At 67.3% G+C, this 410-nt stretch carries 1 pseudogene; it reads left to right on the plus strand.

What is annotated here, in order from left to right:
- Nucleotides 1-410 (plus strand): annotated as a pseudogene (locus tag ACLWS4_RS37620) (phospho-N-acetylmuramoyl-pentapeptide-transferase); the annotation flags it as partial.

Raw genomic sequence — 410 nt, forward strand, 5'->3', positions numbered from 1 at the left:
GGACGGTCTGGCGACCGGCGCCTCGGTGATGGTCTTCGGCGCCTACGTCTTCATCGGCGTCTGGCAGTACGGCCAGACCTGCGCCGTGATGGCCACCGCCACCAACAGCTGCTACGACGTCCGCGACCCGCTGGACCTCACCGTCATCGCCTCCGCGCTGATGGGCTCCTGCTTCGGCTTCCTCTGGTGGAACACCTCGCCCGCCAAGATCTTCATGGGCGACACCGGCTCGCTGGCCCTCGGCGGCGCGCTGGCCGGTCTGGCGATCTGCTCGCGCACCGAGATGCTGCTGGCCCTGCTGGGCGGCCTGTTCGTGATCATCACCCTGTCGGTGATCATCCAGGTCGGCTCGTTCCGGATGACCGGCAAGCGCGTCTTCAAGATGGCCCCGCTCCAGCATCACTTCGAAC

The sequence above is a fragment of the Kitasatospora sp. SC0581 genome, assembly GCF_048159585.1.
In the GTDB taxonomy this organism is placed as follows: Bacteria; Actinomycetota; Actinomycetes; order Streptomycetales; family Streptomycetaceae; genus Kitasatospora.